Genomic DNA, 19,165 nt, shown 5'->3' with positions numbered 1-19,165 from the left:
CAAGTATCCAAGTCGATTAACACTTTCTCGTGAGAACTATGTAATGACTCTGCTTTGTCTTGCGGCGTGAAAACGCCGCGCCATAACGCAATCCCGGAACTGCACAAACCTCTCCTAGCGCGGTGACAATTAGCGGTAATTGATCACGTACAGCCAAGTCCACCTTGTCATCGATAAATAATCTCGACAAACGTTTTGGATGGTCCATTCCCGGTAACAAAATCCGATCTCCATCTTCCCTTCGTTTAATATATAAAGGAAAATCGCTATCAGGCAGATCAAAATACATTATGTCATCTACACCAATGAGTAATCCTGCAATAGAATCATCCACTTCAGTCCAGTAAAGTTCTACATCATTTCCCCAACGAGTCCAGCTACCTTTCGGGAACATTTTCCGTATTGCCATTTCTTCAAGTTGTGTATCTCGAACAAACGTTAACTTGCTATACGCCCGCATAAATCGGTAACCGCGTGGAAGGTCGATGGACACATTTCCATTCTGCGATGTAATGTGGTGTAATAGCTGGCTAATAAGCGTGGAATTGTATTCTACGGGTATACTCTCCCCATCGTAAAGATACTTCAATAGTAGTGTAATCACCCGCCTTTGTAAAGCCGGGTGCATATCAGAAAAAACACGAGTGTCAATAGTAGGGAGTCCTTCTTCCGTGAATTCGACGATTCTTTCAAACTGTTCCACGGCCAACGTTTCGAATAGATCTTCATCTTGCTGAAGCCAACCAGCCATTTTCACTACATTTTTAGCGGCGGCAGGGTTTTCCTTTAGCATAAACGGGGCAATATGATGACGATAACGATTGCGCATATAAGCATCACTTTCATTACTCGGGTCTTCGCGGTATTGTAGAGCATACTCCCGGGCGTACGAGTAAAGATCAGCTTTCATGACAGGGAGAAGTGGGCGAATAACAACACCACCATCGACCTCGCGCTTCACTGGTATGCCGGATGGCTGACTACCTTTGGCAACTTGCATCAATACAGTTTCTAGCTGGTCTTCTGCATGATGCGCGGTGACAAGGACACCGTATCCTTGTTGTTGCATGATTTCCGCAAACAAGGCATATCTTCCAGCACGACACACCGCTTGCACATTGCCACCATCTTGCTCCATCAATTCAGGAACCGGGACACTGCCACCGAAAAAAGGAATCCCATATGTTGCACATAACCTTTCCACAAAAGCCCCATCTGCTACTGATTCTTCTCCCCGTAGCATGTGATCGACGTGAATAGCGGCAACTTCAATTCCCATTCCGACTTGATTGGAAGCCATGAAATGTAACAGCGCCACCGAATCGACGCCGCCGGAACAGGCGACAAGAACACGATCCCCTGGCGCTATCAGTGACCACTCTTTGATAAATCGAAAAATCGCCTGTCTAAATGTATCCATTACACATAATCTCCTCGTATAGAACCTACCTTAAACTTTACTAAATAGAATGCCCTCACTTCAAGTGATGCGCAGTGAGGGCTGACACTTTTTCAGGAAATAATTCGCGAGTAAGGTGTAAAGCTAGACCATTCCGGAAGAACATGATCAATCTTCATAACCAACACCGTTCGATCATCCGCTACCGCGCCAAACTTGCGTTCCATTTCACTGACAATACGATCTGCAATTTTATCACAGTCAGACTCTCCATATTTATCAAGCGTGCCATATAAAATCCTTTCCTGTTTCTCAAGCGCAATATCCCCATTAAACATACCGTCCGTCATCATCAAAATAATATCTCCCGCCTTCAATTCCTCATTTTTAGCCTCCACGGAAAAGGAAGGAAGAAATCCAACAGGAACAGACTCACTATCCAGTCTTAAAAAGTCCTCTCCTCGTTTAATATACGTACTCATCGAACCTGCTTTCCAAGACCACAGCCGACCATCCTGCAAATCAATCAAAGCCAAATCGAGCGTGGCATACATATCATCAAGCCCATTTAACGACATCATGTAGTGAAGCGTATGCATAGCCGTTTCCGGATCCATTTTACGATCCAAGCATTCCCGCATCAGTCGAATGACCTTACGGCTCTCGCGATAGGCATTCAAGTCCTGTCCCATTCCATCCGACAACAACACCGCCGTTAGTCCATCATGAATGGGAAACACCTCATAGGCATCTCCCGCTTGGAACGACTCACTACCCGCCGTTGCCACAATGCCATAATCAAGCGAAAAACGAACAGCCGAACCGAATGTTAGTTGAATATGCGGGAAAGGCTGTTGTTGCACAATCGATTTGGCGACTTGAAACGGCTCCTCATACATTTCTTCCAAAACCGGTAGAATGAGTCGTTCCGCCACCGTTGTATCCGTTTCAAAATCAGACCTTTTCTCGGGAATACAACAAACAATTCGACGCGCCCCCCGTTCTCCTGATAAAATATCAATTTGAAAATACTCAATACCTTTCTCTTGCAATCGTCTGGCAAGCTCCTCCTCAACAGGCTTATAAATAGACAAATCCTCTTTCACTTCATTCATAATCTTATCCAAATGTGTACTCATATCTCGTAATTGAAGCGCAAGCATTTTCCGGCCATGTTGAAGTTGTCCCGTCAACAAGCGAGCCGTCGCTTGTTCCTCGAGTTCTGCTACCAGTCCATTAAACCGAATACATTTGTACTTAATCTTTTCTTCAACGCGGTGACGCGAGGCTTTTTTTGTCATGGAGTATGTCGATTCCCATTCATATAACAGCCTAGCCATATCATCATCCGCCGATTCCCAACATTTTGCATGGCGAAAACAAGATGCACAAGCCTTCGGAATCACTTGTGGGATTGGTTCCTCCTTATCTCCGCTAGAGGGTCGTCCACCAACAAGTGTCGACATGAATTCGGAAAACTGTTGGAAATCAGCCAGTTGCTCATCAAGACGCTCCGCTAACCACTTTTGACGTTTTTCCGAAGACTCCTGATTTTCTGGATAAAAGACGCTTCGAATTGGCTCTAGTTTTTTAGCTGGAATCAATAAAAATAGTACAGTCGCAACGCCCATTGTCACAAAGTATGAGCTATCCAATGGCAATGTTAAATCATAAAGAAGGAAGAATAATGACACAGAAGACGCCCCCACGACGATCCCCACTTTTCCAAAGCGACTAAGTACACCTGCAAAAAAGCCCGTCATGCCATATACAGCCATCATACCCGTGAATGACAACTCCGCTACCCCTATAATCGCAGCAATAATCATTGCGATTATCGTCGAAAATGGCAATCCCCCGACGAGTGCCGCGAGCAAAATGGTGATATGAATAAGCGTTCCAGCGACCGAAACATGACCAAGCATGATACCACTCATCCCCGTCGTTGCCATCGCCCCGACGAGACAAGCTGCCCCCAGTCGTTCTGGTGTCCATTTACCAAAAAAGATCCGATCTACAGGTGGAAAAGCAATGAATAGAAAAAATGTCATGATTAGCGCAAGCACCGCTTCAAAGCCGATAGATAATTGGACATTCAAAGGTGGCTGCCCCGCATACATAACAAACTGCCACAACACCTGTACAACGATGATGCAACCAGCCACTGTCAATGGTATCGATTTTCGGATGAATGGAAATCTAACAACCGCATTGAATAAAGCAATTAGTAAAAGATGAATAACCGCTTGTCCAATTCCAAGAAACGCACTACCTAACATCCCTCCGACAAACACCCACATGAGATATTTTTTAAAGCGTGCACGCGCTAGTGCCCACACTGGCAAGAAAAACGGTACAGCCGTGCCGAATAACACGGCCTGCGACAAGAAAAAGGAGCCAAACAAAAATAAGGTTGCAACGAGTATGTGTATCTTTTGCTTACCAAGCATCCCAACATACATACGAATCGGCTGACCCACCGGATGCGTCACATTGTCCATCAGTTTCATATCCCATTCCCCCTATGCCTACTATGCTCCCAGTATACATAGTGAATTGGCAGGAAATTGTCTGTTCATGACGACAAGAAAACAAAATGTTTCGACTCATTACGGTCTATTTTTCTTTTTTCCTACGATGGGTTGACACCAGGAAAGTTCGCATGTAATATGGGTATTGTTGTTCTCAACAACCGCAACAATTAATTACCACGGCGGCGTAGCTCAGCTGGCTAGAGCGTACGGTTCATACCCGTAAGGTCGGGGGTTCGATCCCCTCTGCCGCCATTAACGAAGGAACGAAGCCTTAGTTCGCGACGTCTAGAAACGGCTTCATGACCTACTTCTTGTGAACTCAACGACCGTTTAGACCCAAGAGTCTGGGAGTCGGAGCAAGACACTAGCTTTCAAAACTTTACACCTTAAAACAAAGAAGCGACAGGCAATGAGAAAACTCATTATCTGTCGCTTCTTTTATATCTATCGCACACTTTTCTCTTGAATTGAAGCAGCTAGCAAGTTATCCTCTTCTTGCGCCGCGGCCACCGCGTTTCGATTCTGTTGCTCTTTTCAAAGTTGAGAGACGCTCTTCGCTATCTTTCATAAACTTCGCCATCTTCGTTTCAAAATTCTCCGGACGATCAACCGGACTAGGACGACCACCTTGACGAGGACGCTGCGGACGTTGAGGACGTTCTGGACGTTGCTCAGACTCAGGCTTCGCTTTACGAATCGATAACCCAATCTTACCGTCTGTTCCTACATTCATCACTTTCACTTCAACCATGTCGCCTACTTTTAAATGCTCGTTAATGTCTTTGACATAGTTGTCTGCCACTTCACTAATATGGACAAGACCTGTCGCACCGCTCGGTAGCTCAACAAATGCTCCGAAGTTTGTGATCCCTGTTATTTTACCCTCTAACTTGCTGCCTACTTCAATTGACATAAAAAAAATGCTCCTCCTTAGAAATTAAGCGGGCCCCTTTTAGAAGCCTTGCAACCGTATTAATGATCCCGCAAAATGCAAGATCCCTACTCTTATTATAGCCAACAAAAAAAGAGTGTCAATAAGACTACTCTTTTCCGTCGTCTTTTTTATCGTTTTTCTTTTTATTTTCCGGAACTGAGAAAATAATTTCGCCGTTTTCAGACAAAAAGTATTCTTTCCGCGCAAGCTTTGCGATATAGTCATCATCATTCAATTTGACAAGTTGTCTTTTCAACATTTCTTGCTCTTCTTGCACAACTTCAAGCTGAGAAAGCATCTCTACTTGCTGTTTTTCCTTTGCTGCCAAAACTTGCTTCTGTTTGACCAACATCTGCGTTAAACCACCGAAAGTAATTACCGCAATAACTGCAAACACAGTCAGTCTCCGATACAACTTCACTTTCCGTGCATTTTTGCGACTTTCTTTCTTTTGCAGGGAACGGACATATTCAGTTTGAATCGTTGCAACCGTTGCCGGCGACTTTCTCTGCTGCTTTTGTTCCAAGTCCTGCACTTCCTCTCTTCACATCACCCATTGTTTGTCTATAAATTATATATCAATTCTCCTGCTTAATCAAACACGCCAAGGCGTATTTGGCCCGGATATTTATCGAGCTTGCTCGATAAATTCCCCTAAAAAAGGCTGCGGCTTGCGCCGAATTTTCACGATTCAGCTGGGGTTTGAGCCTCCACCTGAATTACGAACCTTTTTTGTATTCTTCTTACCACTTTTAGAAGCGGAAGATTTCGGCTGAATTAAGTTAGTAAGCCTTCTCGAAATGATACGATATAATTTAACGAATGGCATGAATAGGAATACAACGAACTTGACAATGATGCGAAGGATTTGCCGAATAATCGTGATGACGAGCCGGACAATGAACCATAACGGCTTGATTACGACCAGCAAGACTATTCTCCCAAGTAAACGGAATGGCTTATAGAAAAAACTAGCATACAGCAGCAGTCCACTAATCTGGGCAACTGGGTCATACATCCGCCACGCCCCATCCCGAACTAGAAAAAGGATATAAAAAGTCCAACATCCAACGACAATCCATCCAATGACTTCAAACCAGGCTGCATGCCTTCTGATAAATGTTTTTTTTCCGGCCTGCGCAGTTGCCGTCCCAATCATATCCATGAATGCCCCGGCAACAACGCCTGTCCCAATCATTGCAAGTAGACTAAGAAACTGAACGGATAGACTCATCCAAACAATTTATGGAGGAAGTTCTTGGAACCTGCTTCTTCTTCATCGTATTGGATGGTGGCAACCGTTCCTTCCAATGTGAGAAGTCCTTTATCGACGTCGAGATGGACGATACGAAGCTCCTCTCCGCGGATTTGTAGTAATCCTTGTGATGTCCGAATCAAAAATTCTTCCTGATCGAAGCGATCAATGGATTTTACCGATGTAAGATCCATCCTTTTTCTGTTGCGCATTGTTACGACATGGTCACCTGATGGGATTGTGTACGTAGGACTGTCCGTCTGGAATTGCATATTGTGCCTCCCCCTTTGCTTGTATGTTCACAGCCATCTTATGCCGGGACATAAAAAAACATGACAGGAGAATTATCCTGTCATGTTAGTTAAGTTGGTATCAAGGGATTCCATATCTGTTGATGAACCATTTACTTGCTTACAATACCGGTTAGAAAGGATTGAAAAATCCTTTCTCATTGGATCATTTTCGGTTCGCTTTCGCCAACTTGAGCAATTCGGCCATCACCATGCTTAATCAAACCATAGAACAAGTTCTCATCCTGCCCTTGAATCCCATTCAGATAATCACTATGATAAATTCTTTCGCTATCCAACGGCTCCAAGTAAGTATATCTGCCTTCCATCCAAACAAATCCTTTTGAACATAAGCGGCTCCCAAGTCATTCTCATTTTTTATAATAGGCTATATTAAATCTTAATGTTGTTTTTTGCCCAAAAGAAAACCGCCCTTTGAAAAGGCGGATACACTCATTTTTCTTTTAGCTAACATCATATCAATATTGATTATAATCGCCATGTTATTCACCTCAGACCGTCAAATCATTTTCTGATTTTATGTTAATCACTTCTTGTAGAAGCTGTTGGAGGATAGCAGCAAAAAAAGCGATAACCAACGAAGCAAAAATGATGATGAGTCCCATTAATCCAATAGGGGGGTCAACTTCTTTCGCTATAAAATGAAAGAGTGGCAAACCTAATACATACAAACCACTGATTGTAATCGCACAGCACTTTATGTCCTTTAACGACTTTACGGATAATTGAGATAACGCCGCATTCTCGTCAATGTACCGCAAAAGATTGAAAGCCCGATAGAGAGCAAAGTAAAAAGGCACAGCCGCTCCATACATCACGATGAAAACGAGATATTTCATTAGGACAATATTGGGATACAATTTTGCTGCGAAATTCGCCATATGGGGCACTAAAAATATACATAAAGCAAGAACCGGTAGTCCTAAAATAAAAACAGCTATTTTTAAAAACAATGTTGTGACTTCTTTCAAAATAAACACCTCACATTTTTTCTAGGAAATTTTTAATTGGTCTTTGAATAACACTTACAAAAGCTGCAACGGTACTTGTCACTAAAATACCCATTAGACTTAATGATATAGGACCTGCTGCATCATCTCCAGTGACTTTAGCAAGTACCATTAAGCTTACTATTCCTAACAGAATGAGGAAAATGATTGTAAAAGCACATTTTTTTATAACTTCCAAAGATTGGAGGGATAATTCAGAGAAAGCATTGCTTTTTTCGATATAGGTTAGTAGTTTAAATGCTTGATACAACGCAACAGAAAACGTAATACAGAATCCATATGCACATACTACAAAGGGGATTAGGAAGTAAGCCGTATCTGGATGTACCTTTGCATCTTTAATGGCTATCTCAGGCAACCAAAAGATACATAAAGCAAGCATCGCAATTCCAATCAGGAAAATAATTACCTTTAAGAAGGTGGTTGAACCTTGTTTTACATCCATTTAAAGCACCTCACTAATTTAATGATAAAATGACTTTAACACATAATTTATTGTTATTCAATAAATTAATATCGTTTTTTCATCTTATTATTATATCCTTTTAATTTCGACAAAAATAAAAAGCATTTCTCATCAAAAAGAAATGCTCTTACTTTAAAATGTTGAATTTACAACTTATTCAACTAAACCACCTGTAATTTAGATTAGATTCATGAGAATTCAACAAGTTCCAAGTACAGATTTATTGTCATGTCTCAATCATATTTTTTAATAAGCATAATGCGTTTTGAGTAACAAGTTGTTTTTTACTTTCATCATTATCTGTCAACTCTAACATATTAAGAATGTCTCCGAACTTTCTAATTAAAAGAAAATCCGTATAAACCTCTAGACAATCTCTTTCAATATCCTGTAGCGGTCTAATTAGTTCGTACCCACCCAAAATGGCATCGTAAACCTTTTCGGGGAAGCATAACCTTATGACTGCTAAATCGTGGATTCTATATCCATAAGCACAGTGGTCAAAATCAAAGAGAGAAAAACCATTTTCATTACTAAAATGGTAATTTGATGGATTTGGGTCCCCATGAACAATTCCAAAAGTTTCATTGTTAATAGGTAGATCATTAATACGGTCTATGAGTTTTTTTGAATGATTGTCAAAAAAGGAGAGGTTTCCTAAACCAAACGAATAAGCATATTTTCCGATGAGTTGTAATGGTTCTTCTATAAGACTTTGAACATCTAGACAATAACGTGAATACTTACTTTTAAAATTTTTAGAGGATAAATGGAGTTTAGCAATTATTTCACCAAAATTTGTAGCTTGATCCTTGTTCAGATTTATATCTATAGCAGTACCCTTTGCGAATGAAAACAATGCAATATATACAGTCTCTTGGTTCAAATTAAACTTACACAGGTTTTGGTTATTTATACTTTTAATTGGTGGTATGACTGGTAATTTATTAATAAATAGATATTCAAGAAAATCTAATTCAAAACGGAAGTCGTTGATACTACGAATATAGTTTTTGTTATTAATATACACCCTTAATATAAATTGTTTAGTTCCTGACTTTATTGAATAGTGATCATTAAAACTTCTTCGCAAAAATTTACAACTTATTGGTTCAGTTAAACAATAGATATCAGACAATATTGTAACCAGGGTAGATTCTTCAATAATAGGTTTTATAACAGTCATTTATACCTCCAAAATGTTATTTCAAACCTTTATCGCAGTTTATATACCTAAATTACACCACTTGCCGTTTTAAAATATCTTGCTCCATTAATTAAATTTGTAGGGATGCGACTTGGCCGCATCCCTACAAATCAAAACATCTCGTTACTGGTATAGAAATCGTTCAATCCAATGCAATCCCAAAGCAGCTATACACATAGCACCTAGTTAAGAAGATCAATTTTCATCATCGACAAATTCTAGTTCCACTTTTTCCAGCTTCTCTTCTTTCAAAATCGTGTACATCGAAGCTGCGTCTTCTTTTTTCGTTGATTCTTTCAATAAGTTAATCTTCACCGTGACAATCTTTTGACCGAAACGGATGGCCAATTCATCACTTTCTTTGATGACAGATGACGCTTTCGCCACTTTTCCATTGATCGTAATGCGGCCTTGGTCAGCTACTTGCTTTGCCAATGTCCGTCGTTTGATTAGACGGGATACTTTTAAAAATTTATCGAGTCTCATTGTTGTTCCCTACCTTTCGCTAATTGCCAAAATGCTTCGAGTTCATCGAGTGTGTAGTCGGCGAATTCCCCCCGACCTTCTTTGACACTTGTTTCGACAAATAAAAACCGTGTACGGAACTTGTGGTTGGCGTGGACCATCGCTTCTTCCGGAGACAGCTTGAGAAACCGGGAGATATTGACGATAGTGAATAGCACATCACCGAGTTCGTCGGTTTGGCTTTCTTTTGTACCATTCTTCACTTCTGCCTGGAATTCCTGCCATTCCTCTGCGAACTTATCAAAAGCACCGTCAATCGTCGGCCAATCAAAGCCAACTTTCGCCGCCTCTTTTTGAAAATTAAAGGACGTTAACAGTGCAGATGAATGCCTGTCTTGCCCATCCAACAACGATTCCACATGTGGCTTCTCACTTTTTTTAATATCCTGCCAATTCGACAACACTTCTTCGGAATTCTCTACGCTTTTATCCCCGAAAACATGCGGATGACGGCGAATCATTTTCGCTCCGACAGACTCAAGAATATCCTCCATCGCAAAATAACCATCATCCTCACCAATTTGCGCGTGCAGGAATACTTGTAGCAAAACATCACCAAGTTCTTCAATGACCGCGTCATCATCCTGTTGGTCAATCGCTTCAAGCAGTTCATGCGCTTCCTCTATCAAATAACGTTTCAAAGATACATGGGTCTGTTCACGATCCCATGGACAACCGTCAGGCGCACGTAGCGCAGCAATGATTTCACGGAAAGTCGACCAATCCTTCAATCGCCCCTCCCGTTTAAGCACAGGTGGAACGTAAACCGTCGTCAAGTTATCGATTGTTGTCACATGATCCAGCTCGAATAGCGGAACTGTACTTAGTTTTTCACCCGTTGAACCTGCCGCCGTCACAATCGTAACGGGATGGTCGTATGCATATTTCTCCATCAGTGATAACTTCACTTCAGACGCCACAAACGCATCATACACTTGTCCAATCAAAACATGCTGCGTCATCTGGACATCATCACGTTTCATATCTGTGCCGTCGAGCAATTGAAATCCTTCAATCGGATCAATGCGGAGCGCCGCAAAAATCGGATCCAGAAAACTATTCCCCCCGGCAATATTCAGTTCAACAATGCCTTCTCGCTCTTTTTCAACTAATAATTGCACTGTCCGTTCTGCCACCAACGGATGCCCCGGAACAACATACGTAACCGGTTGGTCCGCACACATCATCATTAGCTGCGCAACGATTTCTTCGTAAACTAACTCAAACGAATCATGTTTTTCATAAACCGCATCGAAGCTTGTCAGTTCCACTCCCTCAGCTCTTAATTCGACAATTGCTGGGTGTTGGTCTGTTCGCGCAACGATAAATTTTGCTGCTTTCAACTTCCTATATGTCCCGAGTGCTAATTGGTCAAGGTCACCTGCGCCGAGACCGATAATTGTTAATGGATGCATATCGTTCACCTTTTTCTTAGATTCAGTCTTAATTGCAATGTAGCTAAACGTTTGCCGAACGGCAAGAGATACCATTCCTTCTCTGCCATTATACGCGATTTCATGACGACAATGAGGAAAACACCCGCGCCTAACACGACCGCCGTTAGCGCATTAAGCGTTGCCCCAATCCGACTTGATAATCCGTCAAATAAAAAACCGTCAGCCACGGCCATCCATGGTAAAATTGCTGCAACCATAAGTGCAGTTGCCACCATTACCCAAACGTAGAACCTACGTGGTGCAAGCTGGATGGGATAGATTTTTTTAAAATACACAATAAGTCCTAGCGTAATGACCGCAAAACCGATATTGCCAGCAACAGCCGCACCCGTAACGTCCCACACAGGGACCAGCAGTTGATTGGCAATCGCTTTTACAATAAGCCCCCCCATCAACAACAGCGTCGGAACCTTTACTTTTCCGGCTCCTTGCAAAATAGCGGTTAGCGGTAAAATCAGTGACAGCCAGAAAATTTGTATCGAGAAAATAATGAGTGCAATAGATCCATCGCGTGTTTCAAATAACATTTCATTAACATACGGTAACACAAGTGCCAGCCCTGCTGCAGCTGCCCAGCCGAACAAAAATGCCGTCCGGAACGTCAGTCGTATGAATGGTAATGCGCCACTCCCACCCTTTTTCGTTGAATGATGGGCAATGAGCGGCACGATTGCCAGTGCCAGCGTTGAGGCAATGAGAATCCCCATTTGCACGAGCGGCTGTCCGCGGTCATAGACGCCCTTCATCTCCATCGCTACGTCCTGTGTAAAACCATTTGTCAGCAAAATATTATAAACGGTAAATGAATCGACAAGCTGAAACAATAGAAGAATGAGCGAACTGGCGCTGACACTTAAACTGACCACCGTCAATTCTTTGACAACGCCCCATGTATCCACCTTTTCCAGAGGCCCTTTAAACGTATTGCGGAAATAGAGTGCCAAAATAACAACACCCATAGTTTCTCCAACAACCGCCCCCCACATCGCTACCTCGCCAGCTACGTACAGCGAAGCACCCGTACGCATAGCAATCCATGTCCCAACCAAAATAACCGCTACACGAAACGCCTGCTCACCGACGCCCGACACTGCAACGGGTACCATCCGGCCCTCCGATTGAAACGAACCTTTCAACACCGCAAGCGCTGGCATGACTAACACGATATAAGCACCCGCGCGCAATAATGTCACCAGTTCTGGATCTCCCATTGCACGTGCAAAAAACGGTGCAAAGACTGTCAACACTACAAAAAACGTTAACGATAACACAAGCAAATAGCTAAACGCCACCCGCATCATCGCCTTCGCCTCACCACGACTCGCGCTGCCCGCCAGCAGCTTCGACACCGCTACTGCGAAACCATACGACGTCCAAACAATAAAAATGCCGATGAACGGATACACCTGTTGGTAAATATAAAACCCTTTATCGCCCACAAGATTTTGAAACGGTATTCGATACACTGCACCAAGCAATTTCACAATAATTGCCGATATCGTCAGGATCGACGCACCTTTCATGAACGTTTGCATTTTCCAATCCACAGAAGACATGCCCGACCTACTTTCGCTTACGTTTAATGAAGCAAGTATACCATTAGCAGAGTTTCTGAATGAAGCTCTATAAAACGAATTCTTTATCGCCATCTTATTAACACCACTTGATAATATATAGTACTCTCGGCATTGGCTCACGTACGCAGGAGGATGTGTTGTTGGCGAACGGTTTGGATACTTGACATAGCGAGTAGCCTAATCCTAACTCTTTTTTCATTTTATTTACTTAAGTACGTTTAGTTTGGAGTGATTTGGGGTATGTCATAATATAATCATTTAAATTAAATGCAGACGGAGGGGTAATTATGGTCCAAAAAGTTCCTAGAAAACGCATTCTTTCAAAACAAATCAAACTGAAACAGCAAGATATGTATGCCAAGGCTAGTCTTTTTGGCTTTACTCATCCAATTGTTGTTGCCTGCAGTCAAGAACTTGATCAGCTACTAAATAAGTATCAGGGGCTTCGCCCTGCATAAATGAATGTTAAAACAAAGGAACTGATTGGATGTTAACAATCGGTTTTTTTGTCGTGCCTGCAACTGTAATATTGTGTTCACTCTCCGTTCATCTAACTCTCCTATACTCTAGTTATCAACAACAAACGGAGGCGTGTAAAGATGAATATTGCATGGAAAGAAATTAGCAAGAACAAAGTAAAATTCACGATTTTAGGCTCTATCATTTTCCTAGTGAGCTTTTTAACATTTATCATATCAGGATTATCCAACGGACTATCTCAGGATAATGCAGCGTTAATAAAGGATTTGCCTAATGGCCAGTTTTATATGAATGCTGATGCCAATGAAAAGTACAGTCTATCGAGAATTGATGATGACGTACAAGCTACTCTATTGAAGGAGCACAAGGATGCCACAACCATGTCGATTCAAATGGGCTTTGTCAACGATACGGACGACAAACAGTATAGTGTAGCTTTTGTCACATCAACTGATTCAAAGTTGTTTCCAACAGTCGCTCCAGGAGAAATCGTCCTTGATCGTTCATTAGAAAAGGACGGTATCAAAGTCGGGGATATCTTAACGAACAATCAGTTTAGCGGTGAATTCAAAGTAAAAGGCTTTGTCGATCAACAGAAATACAGCCATGCGCCTGTGGCTTTCATTAGCATGATAAATTACCAAGAAATTTACCGTGTCCTTGAGATGCAATTAGTGTTCGTCCCAGGGCAAGACACAGCACAGGACATCGCGTCCTTACAAGCCTTTTCAAATAAAGAGTTTCTCAATACCATTCCAAGTTACAGTGCAGAACAAATGTCACTCAATATGATTATTTGGTTCTTAGTTGCTATTAGCGGCATGTTGTTCGCGATATTCTTCTATATGATGAACGTCCAGAAGATTGGCTTGTACGGCATCTTGAAAGCACTTGGCGTAAAAACAAGCCGCTTATTCGGCATGATGTGGTACCAAATGATTGTCATCACCGTCATTGCACTCGGACTATCCGTTGCATTAAGCCAAGGCTTTGCAATGATTGCACCTGAAGGAATGCCTTTTAGCTTAACACTTGCCACAACAATTCAATTGTCCGTACTATTCCTAGTCATCGGATTCGTAGGCGCAACACTTTCCGGCCTGCAAATAAAAAAAGTAGAACCACTACAAGCTATCCAACAAGGAGAGGTATAATATGACGATTTTCACGATTGATGAAGTAACGAAAACATTCACGAACGGCGAAGTCGAAGAACAAGTGTTGAAAGGCATTAACCTTTCCCTTAAAGAAGGCGAAATCACCGCATTAGTCGGCGCTTCAGGATCTGGTAAAAGTACCATTTTGACCATTGCCGCAGGGTTGCAACGCGCATCTGGCGGGGAAATCCTTTTCGAGGGGAAAAATATGGCCGACATGAGCCAAGAGGATATTCGAAAAATTAGAGCTAGCGAGTTCGGCTTTGTCTTTCAATCCTCCCACCTCGTCCCTTTTTTAACAGTGGAGGAGCAGCTACTACTGATGCTTGATGTGTCAGAAACAACTATGAGCAAACGTGTACAAAAAGAAGAAGTTGCAAAAACGCTAAAACTAGTCGACATGCATCACCGAAAAGATGCCTACCCTGCTTCATTATCTGGCGGAGAAAAACAGCGGGTTGCTATTGCTCGCGCGATTATTCATAAACCAAAGATGTTGTTTGCGGATGAGCCAACAGCGAGCCTGGATTCGAAAAGATCGAAAGACGTGATGGTATTGATTCGAGAACTGACAAAAACGTTGAATATCACGACGTTAATGGTGACACATGATGAGGAAATGTTAGTTTATGCGGATCATGTGATTACGATGAAGGACGGGTTAATTTTATGATGATAAACACCCTACGTAAACCGGCAAAAAACTGGTTTACGTAGGGTGTTTTTATTATACATTTGAGAGTAAATTATATTATATATATTTATAAACACAAACAGGAGGTGTCTCCTTTTTTGAAATACGTACCTTACTCCTGCTATGGCCGTTTGACCAAACACACTATCAACACAAACTTTTCATTGACAAGCAGGAAAGATGTATATATCATTGATACTGATAATCATTATCAATTAAAGGGGAGCTTAATCGATGAAAGCAAAACGAAAAATTTCATTAAGTATTTTATTTATTTCAGCTATGATACTGCTATTTGGCTGTTCAGCTGATAAACCTACTTCCACTTCTACTGGCAAAGTAGATACAAAAAAGGAGGAACCAACTTCCGAATACCCACTAGTAATCGAGCATGCTTTTGGCGAAACTGTAATTGAAGAGAAACCTGAACGCATTGTTACGATTTCATGGGCAAATCATGACGTTGCTCTCGCTCTTGGAGTTGTACCTGTAGGATTTTCGGCGGCGAATTACGGCGTTCAGGATGACAGCGGACTATTACCTTGGACAGCAGATAAGCTCAAGGAACTCGGTGTGGATAGCCCCACCATTTTCCAAGATACAGACGGACTTGACTTCGAGGCAATTTCAGATGCAAACCCAGATGTAATTCTTGCAGCATACTCAGGTATTACACAAGAAGAATACGACACATTAAGTGAAATCGCTCCAGTTGTTGCCTATCAAACGAGCCCTTGGGTAGCTTCATGGCGTGAACAAGTTACATTCAATTCAATCGGTATGGGAATGGAAGAGGAAGGTAAACAACTGATTGCTGATACAGAGAAATTAATTCAGGACAAAGCAAATTCATTCCCTGTTATTAAAGGCAAAAAAGCCGCATTTGTTAGCATTTCGGCTACAGATCTATCTAAATTTTATATTTACACACCAACAGATCCTCGTGGTGAGTTCCTGACTGAGTTAGGAATGGAGTACCCTGAAAGTATTACGAGTCAAGTTACTGATCCAAATAGTTTCTATTTAGAATTAAGTGCTGAAAATGCAGATATACTGAACGATGTTGATCTTTTCGTATCATACGGAGATGACAATACATTAAAAGCACTGCAAGCTGATCCAATTCTCGGAAAAATCCCAGCAGTTCAAAGAGGTTCTGTTGTAATTATTGGAGATAACACGCCACTTGCAGCAGCTGGAAATCCAAACCCGCTTTCAATTGAATATTCAATTGATGAATACTTACATTTACTTTCAGAAGCTGCTAACAAGGTAAAATAAATGATGAATACATCCGTTTCAGAAAAAAAGCAGTTACTTATTCCGAAAAACTTTATAAGGGTCCTTGTACTCTGCATTATTTTACTCGGTGTATGTGTATTGGCTTCTCTTGCTTTTGGCTCTCGTATTGTTGGATGGGATGAACTAATGGCTGGTTTATTCCAGCCTGATGTACAGTCCCATGGAGCAAATGTTGTGCGCCAAAGAATTGCTAGAACTGTATTTTGTTTAATGTGTGGTGCCGCATTAGGAGTTTCAGGAGCTCTTATGCAATCGGTCACGCGTAATCCTATTGCAGATCCAAGCATATTAGGAGTAAACACAGGGGCTTCTCTCTTTGTTGTTTGTGGAATTTCCTTTTTAAATATCAGTACCGCTAGTCAATATATTTGGTTTGCATTAGCGGGAGCAATCATAACTGCGATTTTTGTATTCGGAATTGGTTCTATGGGGAGTGGCGGTGCCACGCCCCTTAAACTCGTTTTAGCGGGTGCTGCGACAAGTGCAGCATTATCATCCCTCGTAATTGCAATTATGATTCCTCGTTCAAACGTTATGGATCAATTTCGATTTTGGCAGGTAGGCAGTGTGGGTTCAGGAAACTGGAGCACTATCTCTACTTTTATTCCTTTTCTTCTTGTAGGAATACTAATAGCGTTATTCTCTGCTCCAGCTCTGAATGCATTAGCATTAGGCGATGAAGTTGCTACAGGCTTAGGTGTACGAACTGGCACACTTAGACTTATTGCCGCTTTTGGTGGTGTCCTATTATGTGGTGCGGCAACAGCACTAGCAGGTCCTATTGGCTTTATCGGTTTATTGGCCACCCACGTGATTCGACTCGTTATTGGTCCCGATTTACGATATATTATACCGATGGCAGCCCTTTCAGGTGCAATAATATTAATGATATCAGATGTATGCGGTAGGCTTATCGGCAGTCCAGGTGAACTTGAAGTTGGTGTAGTGACAGCATTTATTGGGGCGCCTATTTTAATCATACTAACTATGAAAACGAAGATGCGTGCATTATGATAAATGAATCAATGAATCTTATTATAGTTGGAAGAGCAAAGAGACGTCGTCGTTTTATACTCGTGACTTCCTTGCTTGCAATCACTGCTTCCGCACTTTGCTGCGCTATGCTTATGCTAGGAAACACGATTTATCCCGTTCAAGATGTCATACGTGTTCTTCTAGGCGAACAAGTTAAAGGCGCATCATTTGCAGTGGGGACAATCCGTTTTCCACGAATGATTGCAGGCATTTTTGCCGGATTCGCTTTTGGAATTGCCGGTACAGTATTCCAAACAATGTTGCGAAACCCTTTGGCAAACCCCAATGTCATCGGAATTACAGCTGGTTCAAGTGCAGCGGCTGTTTTTTGCATCATTATTCTTCATGCAAGCAATATGGTTGTTTCGATTGCTTCTGTTGTGGGTGGACTTGCCACAGTGATCGTTATTTTTCTATTATCAAAAGGGACTTCTTTTTCAATAGGTAGATTAATATTAATCGGAATTGGCATTCAAGCAATATTTAACGCCGTCATTTCCTACTTATTGCTTATTGGTCAGCAACACGATATTCCTACTGCAATGAGATGGCTAAGTGGCAGTCTAAATGGAGCTAAATTGGAAAATCTTTACCCTTTGATCCTGACAGTTCTGATCTTCGCACCTGTCATCATATTACTGGGGAAACGATTGGATATGTTGGAACTGGGAGAGCAGGCAGCCACTTCACTTGGAATTGATACGGATAAGACTAGACTTGCACTTACTATTAGTTCTGTACTTATCATTGCGTTAGCTACTGCTACAACAGGACCCATCGCATTTGTCGCATTCCTTTCTGGCCCTATCTCAAAAAGACTAGTTGGTGTGGGGTTTTCAAACATTATTCCATCAGGTCTTGTCGGCATCGTTTTAGTCTTAGCATCAGATCTTATTGGGCAATTCGCATTTGTTGCTAGATACCCTGTAGGTGTAATCACAGGCATTCTAGGAGCTCCCTACTTGATCTACTTGTTAACCCGAATGAATCGAAAGGGAGATTTATAATGAAACCGGCACATATTTTTCAAGCTGAACAAGTCGTTTCGGGCTATGATAATAAAACCATTGTCCACGGCGTAAACCTTTTAATCCCGAGCAATAAAATCAGCGTCATTATTGGCGCAAACGGCTGCGGAAAGTCTACGCTTCTTAAAACATTGGCGAGACTTATCAAACCGACATCCGGAGAAATTACACTAGACGGAAAACCGCTCAGCAAAATTCCGCCGAAACAATTGGCGCGCGTTTTAGGGCTTCTGCCGCAATCCCCCATTGTTCCAGAAGGAATATCCGTCTCGGATTTGGTTGGCCGAGGAAGGTACCCTCACCAATCCCTGTTCTCCGGTTGGACAAAAAAGGATTATGAAGCCGTTGCTGAAGCGATGTACATTATGAACATTACCGAATTTGCAAACCGGAACATTGACGAGCTATCCGGTGGACAAAGACAGCGCGTCTGGATTGCAATGGCTTTGGCGCAGCAAACCGATATTTTATTTCTCGATGAACCGACGACTTTTTTGGATATTACGTATCAAGTTGAAATTCTTGACCTGCTGACTGACCTTAACCGAAAACGCGGAACAACGATTGTAATGGTCCTTCATGATATCAACTTGGCCGCACGCTACGCAGACCATATTTTTGCGCTTCGTCAAGGAAAGCTAGTTGCAGAAGGTAAACCTTCAAATGTCATTACAAGTGATTTGATTCAAGACGTTTTCGGGCTTCGTTGCTCTGTGATAAAAGACCCTATTTCGGGCTCTCCTTCTGTGGTACCAATAGGAAGATATCATGTTAATAGTGAATGTACTCATTAA

General features: G+C 41.9%; 20 protein-coding genes, 1 tRNA gene and 1 pseudogene. 8 read left to right on the top strand and 14 right to left on the bottom strand.

Annotation, left to right across the window (positions count from 1 at the left end; translation table 11 throughout):
- Window positions 1-16 precede the first annotated feature (16 nt).
- Window positions 17-1,420, bottom strand: a complete 1,404-nt coding sequence (tilS, locus tag R2B72_RS15070) for a tRNA lysidine(34) synthetase TilS (RefSeq protein WP_318617507.1) — start codon at window positions 1,418-1,420, stop codon at window positions 17-19.
- Window positions 1,421-1,512: 92 nt separating this feature from the next.
- Entirely contained in the window at window positions 1,513-3,909 is a 2,397-nt protein-coding gene (locus R2B72_RS15065; RefSeq protein WP_318617506.1) for a SpoIIE family protein phosphatase, read from the bottom strand.
- A 202-nt stretch (window positions 3,910-4,111) separates the two neighbouring features.
- Between R2B72_RS15065 and R2B72_RS15060 the strand changes: the two genes are divergently transcribed.
- A tRNA-Met gene (locus R2B72_RS15060) sits at window positions 4,112-4,185 on the top strand.
- A gap of 232 nt (window positions 4,186-4,417) precedes the next feature.
- On the opposite strand, the gene R2B72_RS15055 is transcribed toward R2B72_RS15060, so the two are convergent.
- From R2B72_RS15055 to R2B72_RS15005, 12 genes and pseudogenes are all read right to left on the bottom strand, one after another.
- The gene (locus tag R2B72_RS15055; protein ID WP_318617505.1) at window positions 4,418-4,846 is read right to left on the bottom strand and encodes a S1 domain-containing RNA-binding protein; all 429 of its coding nucleotides are present in this window, start codon (window positions 4,844-4,846) and stop codon (window positions 4,418-4,420) included.
- Window positions 4,847-4,973: 127 nt separating this feature from the next.
- A complete protein-coding gene (locus tag R2B72_RS15050; RefSeq protein WP_412177864.1) occupies window positions 4,974-5,402 on the bottom strand; it encodes an FtsB family cell division protein in 429 nt (142 codons plus the stop codon).
- A 156-nt stretch (window positions 5,403-5,558) separates the two neighbouring features.
- A complete protein-coding gene (gene yabQ / locus R2B72_RS15045; RefSeq protein WP_318617503.1) occupies window positions 5,559-6,101 on the bottom strand; it encodes a spore cortex biosynthesis protein YabQ in 543 nt (180 codons plus the stop codon).
- Window positions 6,098-6,394, bottom strand: coding sequence for a sporulation protein YabP (gene yabP, locus R2B72_RS15040; protein ID WP_318617502.1), 297 nt, complete (start codon window positions 6,392-6,394; stop codon window positions 6,098-6,100). The genes yabQ and yabP overlap by 4 nt, the downstream gene beginning before the upstream one ends.
- A gap of 176 nt (window positions 6,395-6,570) precedes the next feature.
- Window positions 6,571-6,741: a hypothetical protein gene (locus R2B72_RS15035; protein ID WP_318617501.1), complete on the bottom strand. Its 171-nt coding sequence runs from the start codon at window positions 6,739-6,741 to the stop codon at window positions 6,571-6,573.
- A gap of 104 nt (window positions 6,742-6,845) precedes the next feature.
- A pseudogene (locus R2B72_RS18700) lies at window positions 6,846-6,923 on the bottom strand (transcriptional regulator); the annotation flags it as partial.
- A 1-nt stretch (window position 6,924) separates the two neighbouring features.
- Window positions 6,925-7,404, bottom strand: a complete 480-nt coding sequence (locus R2B72_RS15030) for a DUF2975 domain-containing protein (protein ID WP_318617500.1) — start codon at window positions 7,402-7,404, stop codon at window positions 6,925-6,927.
- 10 nt (window positions 7,405-7,414) lie between these two features.
- Window positions 7,415-7,888 carry a DUF2975 domain-containing protein gene (locus R2B72_RS15025; protein WP_318617499.1) on the bottom strand — a complete coding sequence of 158 codons (474 nt, stop codon included), beginning with the start codon at window positions 7,886-7,888 and terminating at the stop codon, window positions 7,415-7,417.
- A 247-nt stretch (window positions 7,889-8,135) separates the two neighbouring features.
- Window positions 8,136-9,095: a phosphotransferase enzyme family protein gene (locus tag R2B72_RS15020; RefSeq protein ID WP_318617498.1), complete on the bottom strand. Its 960-nt coding sequence runs from the start codon at window positions 9,093-9,095 to the stop codon at window positions 8,136-8,138.
- A 216-nt stretch (window positions 9,096-9,311) separates the two neighbouring features.
- The gene (locus R2B72_RS15015; protein WP_318617497.1) at window positions 9,312-9,602 is read right to left on the bottom strand and encodes an RNA-binding S4 domain-containing protein; all 291 of its coding nucleotides are present in this window, start codon (window positions 9,600-9,602) and stop codon (window positions 9,312-9,314) included.
- Window positions 9,599-11,056, bottom strand: a complete 1,458-nt coding sequence (mazG, locus tag R2B72_RS15010) for a nucleoside triphosphate pyrophosphohydrolase (RefSeq protein ID WP_318617495.1) — start codon at window positions 11,054-11,056, stop codon at window positions 9,599-9,601. Before mazG ends, R2B72_RS15015 begins: the two co-directional genes overlap by 4 nt.
- A 5-nt stretch (window positions 11,057-11,061) precedes the next feature.
- Window positions 11,062-12,654, bottom strand: coding sequence for a polysaccharide biosynthesis protein (locus R2B72_RS15005; protein ID WP_318617524.1), 1,593 nt, complete (start codon window positions 12,652-12,654; stop codon window positions 11,062-11,064).
- Between the two features lie 308 nt (window positions 12,655-12,962).
- Here R2B72_RS15005 and R2B72_RS15000 point away from each other — a divergent pair, with 308 nt between their 5' ends.
- From R2B72_RS15000 to R2B72_RS14970, 7 genes are all read left to right on the top strand, one after another.
- Entirely contained in the window at window positions 12,963-13,133 is a 171-nt protein-coding gene (locus R2B72_RS15000) for an aspartyl-phosphate phosphatase Spo0E family protein (protein ID WP_318617494.1), read from the top strand.
- Between the two features lie 141 nt (window positions 13,134-13,274).
- Window positions 13,275-14,309, top strand: a complete 1,035-nt coding sequence (locus tag R2B72_RS14995; protein ID WP_318617493.1) for an ABC transporter permease — start codon at window positions 13,275-13,277, stop codon at window positions 14,307-14,309.
- Window position 14,310: 1 nt separating this feature from the next.
- Window positions 14,311-14,985, top strand: a complete 675-nt coding sequence (locus R2B72_RS14990) for an ABC transporter ATP-binding protein (RefSeq protein WP_318617492.1) — start codon at window positions 14,311-14,313, stop codon at window positions 14,983-14,985.
- 255 nt (window positions 14,986-15,240) lie between these two features.
- On the top strand, window positions 15,241-16,287 hold the full coding sequence (locus R2B72_RS14985) for an iron-siderophore ABC transporter substrate-binding protein (protein ID WP_318617491.1): 1,047 nt from the start codon (window positions 15,241-15,243) through the stop codon (window positions 16,285-16,287).
- Window positions 16,288-17,322 (top strand): iron ABC transporter permease, encoded by a 1,035-nt coding sequence (locus R2B72_RS14980; RefSeq protein ID WP_318617490.1) that lies wholly within the window; start codon window positions 16,288-16,290, stop codon window positions 17,320-17,322.
- Window positions 17,319-18,350: a FecCD family ABC transporter permease gene (locus R2B72_RS14975; protein ID WP_318617488.1), complete on the top strand. Its 1,032-nt coding sequence runs from the start codon at window positions 17,319-17,321 to the stop codon at window positions 18,348-18,350. The genes R2B72_RS14980 and R2B72_RS14975 overlap by 4 nt, the downstream gene beginning before the upstream one ends.
- Complete coding sequence (locus R2B72_RS14970) at window positions 18,350-19,165, top strand: ABC transporter ATP-binding protein (RefSeq protein ID WP_318617487.1); 816 nt, start codon at window positions 18,350-18,352, stop codon at window positions 19,163-19,165. Before R2B72_RS14975 ends, R2B72_RS14970 begins: the two co-directional genes overlap by 1 nt.

This window comes from Sporosarcina sp. YIM B06819 (assembly GCF_033485175.1).
GTDB lineage: Bacteria > Bacillota > Bacilli > Bacillales_A > Planococcaceae > Sporosarcina.
The sequence above is the reverse complement of the archived record's forward strand: the minus strand, read 5'-3'. Positions and strand labels throughout refer to the sequence as shown.

Excerpts from the sequence above, each read along its gene's own strand:
- R2B72_RS14975 (WP_318617488.1), top strand. The coding sequence starts at position 17,319 with ATGATAAATGAATCAATGAATCTTATTATAGTTGGAAGAGCAAAGAGA.
- R2B72_RS15020 (WP_318617498.1), bottom strand. The coding sequence starts at position 9,095 with ATGACTGTTATAAAACCTATTATTGAAGAATCTACCCTGGTTACAATA.
- R2B72_RS14995 (WP_318617493.1), top strand. The coding sequence starts at position 13,275 with ATGAATATTGCATGGAAAGAAATTAGCAAGAACAAAGTAAAATTCACG.
- R2B72_RS15065 (WP_318617506.1), bottom strand. The coding sequence starts at position 3,909 with ATGAAACTGATGGACAATGTGACGCATCCGGTGGGTCAGCCGATTCGT.
- R2B72_RS14990 (WP_318617492.1), top strand. The coding sequence starts at position 14,311 with ATGACGATTTTCACGATTGATGAAGTAACGAAAACATTCACGAACGGC.
- R2B72_RS15055 (WP_318617505.1), bottom strand. The coding sequence starts at position 4,846 with ATGTCAATTGAAGTAGGCAGCAAGTTAGAGGGTAAAATAACAGGGATC.
- R2B72_RS14980 (WP_318617490.1), top strand. The coding sequence starts at position 16,288 with ATGATGAATACATCCGTTTCAGAAAAAAAGCAGTTACTTATTCCGAAA.
- yabP (WP_318617502.1), bottom strand. The coding sequence starts at position 6,394 with ATGCAATTCCAGACGGACAGTCCTACGTACACAATCCCATCAGGTGAC.
- R2B72_RS15005 (WP_318617524.1), bottom strand. The coding sequence starts at position 12,654 with ATGTCTTCTGTGGATTGGAAAATGCAAACGTTCATGAAAGGTGCGTCG.
- R2B72_RS15035 (WP_318617501.1), bottom strand. The coding sequence starts at position 6,741 with ATGGAAGGCAGATATACTTACTTGGAGCCGTTGGATAGCGAAAGAATT.
- R2B72_RS15025 (WP_318617499.1), bottom strand. The coding sequence starts at position 7,888 with ATGGATGTAAAACAAGGTTCAACCACCTTCTTAAAGGTAATTATTTTC.
- tilS (WP_318617507.1), bottom strand. The coding sequence starts at position 1,420 with ATGGATACATTTAGACAGGCGATTTTTCGATTTATCAAAGAGTGGTCA.
- R2B72_RS14985 (WP_318617491.1), top strand. The coding sequence starts at position 15,241 with ATGAAAGCAAAACGAAAAATTTCATTAAGTATTTTATTTATTTCAGCT.
- R2B72_RS15000 (WP_318617494.1), top strand. The coding sequence starts at position 12,963 with ATGGTCCAAAAAGTTCCTAGAAAACGCATTCTTTCAAAACAAATCAAA.
- R2B72_RS15015 (WP_318617497.1), bottom strand. The coding sequence starts at position 9,602 with ATGAGACTCGATAAATTTTTAAAAGTATCCCGTCTAATCAAACGACGG.
- mazG (WP_318617495.1), bottom strand. The coding sequence starts at position 11,056 with ATGCATCCATTAACAATTATCGGTCTCGGCGCAGGTGACCTTGACCAA.
- yabQ (WP_318617503.1), bottom strand. The coding sequence starts at position 6,101 with ATGAGTCTATCCGTTCAGTTTCTTAGTCTACTTGCAATGATTGGGACA.
- R2B72_RS14970 (WP_318617487.1), top strand. The coding sequence starts at position 18,350 with ATGAAACCGGCACATATTTTTCAAGCTGAACAAGTCGTTTCGGGCTAT.